Annotated in this window: 3 protein-coding genes; 2 read left to right on the top strand and 1 reads right to left on the bottom strand. The window is 72.6% G+C overall.

Features of this window, described 5'->3' with window-relative positions; genetic code table 11:
* On the bottom strand, positions 1-364 hold a 364-nt coding region (locus H0488_RS22815; protein WP_183101478.1), incomplete at its 3' end, for an alcohol dehydrogenase catalytic domain-containing protein.
* Positions 365-529: 165 nt separating this feature from the next.
* On the opposite strand from H0488_RS22815, the gene H0488_RS22810 reads away from it, so the two are divergent.
* Together H0488_RS22810 and H0488_RS22805 are read left to right on the top strand one after the other, a co-directional pair.
* Positions 530-970, top strand: a complete 441-nt coding sequence (locus H0488_RS22810) for a nuclear transport factor 2 family protein (protein WP_183101477.1) — start codon at positions 530-532, stop codon at positions 968-970.
* Positions 967-2,526: DUF5671 domain-containing protein (locus tag H0488_RS22805; RefSeq protein WP_183101476.1), on the top strand; the 1,560-nt coding region annotated here is incomplete at its 3' end. The genes H0488_RS22810 and H0488_RS22805, both read left to right, overlap by 4 nt.

Genomic DNA, 2,526 nt, shown 5'->3' with positions numbered 1-2,526 from the left:
GGCCGCCGGCCAGCGTCATCTTCTGGGTCGCGTTGTGGGTGGCGAAGCAGTAGTGGAGGTCGCCCCGCTTGCAGGCGCGGCACTCGCCGCACACCGCACGCCAGTTGAGGACGACGAAGTCGCCCGGCGCGATGCCGGTGACCTCGGGGCCGACCGCCTCCACGATGCCCGACGCCTCGTGGCCCAGCAGGAACGGGAAGTCGTCGTTGATCCCACCCTCGCGGTAGTGCAGGTCGGTGTGGCAGACCCCGCAGGTCAGCACCTTCACCACCGCCTCCCCGGGGCCGGGATCCGGGACGTTGATGGTGGCGATCTCGACCGGGGCTCCCTTTGCGCGGGCGATGACGGCCCGGACCTGCTGCATGGCGATCTGGCTCCTCTGGTGCGGACGACGAAGCATCGAGGACATCAACCTAGGCCCTGCCCCCAGCCCGGGCCCGGCACGGCGGCCGGACGGAGGACCTTGTGCCTCAGTGCGGTCGGGTCCGACGCCTCTGGCACGGCCGTCCAGCCTGACTAGCGTGCTGGTATGAGGTCAACTGCGCGCCTCGTGCTGGCGGCCGTCGTCGGCGCCATCGTGCTGGCTGCGCTCGTGACCGTCCTCGCCGGATCGCGTGACCCGGTCGAGCTCGAGCCCGGCTCTCCCGAGGCCGCCGTCCAGGCCTACCTCGACGCGGTGGTCGACCGGGACAGTGATGCGGCCGTCGACATGCTGGCCGCCGGGACCAGCTGCACCGCCGAGGACTTCGACAACGCGTACGTCGGGGAGGACGTCCACGTCTCGCTGCGCGAGGTGCGGGTCCTCGGCGAGACGGCGCGGGTCGACGTCGTCATCACCACCGGATCGGGCGAGATCATCCCCACGAAGTGGAGCGAGCAGCAGACCTTCCGCCTCCGCCGCACGGGCGACGAGTGGCTGCTCAGCGGCACGCCGTGGCCGATCTTCGAGTGCGGGGTGATGATCAAGTGATCGGCGGGATCATCCTCATCTTCGTCCTGGTCGCCCTGGTGGCCGGCGCGGTGGTCGGCGTACGGCGGCTGGCCGGTCGGGGAGCGACGGCGCCGACACCGGAGGGGCACGCCGTACGGCAGTTCTTCCAGTACCTGCTGCTCTTCGGCCTGCTGGTGGTCACCGCGGTCGGTGTCGCCGGCCTGCTCGCGACGGCGTTCGCGCAGAGCACCACGATCGTCGTGACGGACTCCGCGATCGCCCGCAGCGTGGCGTTCACCGTCGTCGGGCTGCCGCTCCTCACGGGCGTTGCGCTCTGGTCGCGCCGCACGCTCGCCGACGACCCCGCCGAGGCCCGGTCGGTCGCGTGGCTGCTCTACCTGTCCGCGGCGAGCCTGATCTCGCTGCTCATCGCGCTGTTCGCGCTCCACGACGTGCTCTCCTGGCTGCTCGACCTGCGACCCTTCTCCCCCCAGGCGCTCGCGAACGCGCTCGTCTGGACCGCCGTCTGGGGCTTCCACTGGTGGCGCGGCGCGCGGCGGGGGGACCTGCCGCTGCTGCAGCCGCAGCTCCTGGCGGGGTCGCTGCTGGGCCTGGTGGTCGGCCTGGTCGGGCTGGGCGTCCTGCTCACCGGCGCCCTCGACAGGTGGTTCGGCCTCGACGAGTCGGAGCTCATCGTCGGTCGCCACGAGCCGATCCTCGAAGGCGCCGTGACCCTGCTGCTGGCCGCGGCGGTGTGGGCGCTCTACTGGCTGGCGACCGCCCTGCGCACCCAGCGCAACGTGCTCTGGCACGGCTACGTGCTCCTCGTGGGTGCGGCGGCCGGCCTCGTCGTCGCGGTCACCGCCGCCAGCGTGGGGCTCTACCGGCTGCTGGTGTGGCTGGTCGGGCAGCCCGGCCAGGACGACGCCGACCGCTACTTCTCCACGATGCCCGAGACCGTGGCCGCGACCGTCGTCGGCCTGCTCACGCTGACCTACCACCAGACGGTGCTGCGGGAGGAGCAGCGGCCGGACCGGACCGAGATCGACCGGGTCCGCGACTACCTGCTGGCCGTCATCGGCCTCGGTGCGGCGACGGCGGGCACGACAATCGTCATCGTCGCGCTCGTGGAGGCGATCGCGGACCCGTCGCTGGTGAGCAGCAGCGGTCCGGCGAACACGCTCATCGCCGCGCTGACCCTGCTCGGCGTCGGTGCGCCGGTGTGGTGGTTCTTCTGGAGCCGGGGCCAGCGGGCGGCCGCCGCGTCGCACGACGAGGTCGTCGCCCCGACCCGGCGGCTCTACCTGTTCGTCCTGCTGGGCGTGGCCAGCCTGGCGGCCGTCGGCGCCCTGCTGGCCGGCGCCTGGCTGCTCGTCGACCACCTCCTCCAGGGTGACCCGGGACTGGTGACGTTGCGCAGCATCCGCTTCCCGATCGGGATCCTGGTCACCGCGGCAGCCGTGGCGGCGTACCACTGGTCGGTCTACCGCGGCGAGCGCCAGCCGGCAGCGCCCCGGCCCACCGGGCCGCAGTTCGTGGTCCTCCTCGGGGTCGCCGACGCGGCGACCGCCGCCGCGATCAACCGCCGTACGGGA

This window comes from Nocardioides pelophilus, from assembly GCF_014180685.1.
Lineage (GTDB): Bacteria > Actinomycetota > Actinomycetes > Propionibacteriales > Nocardioidaceae > Nocardioides > Nocardioides pelophilus.
Note: the sequence above shows the minus strand (reverse complement) of the source record. Positions and strands in the feature narration are given on the sequence as shown.

Bases quoted from the DNA above. Each gene is read 5' to 3' on its own strand.
- H0488_RS22810 (WP_183101477.1), top strand. From the start codon at position 530: ATGAGGTCAACTGCGCGCCTCGTGCTGGCGGCCGTCGTCGGCGCCATC.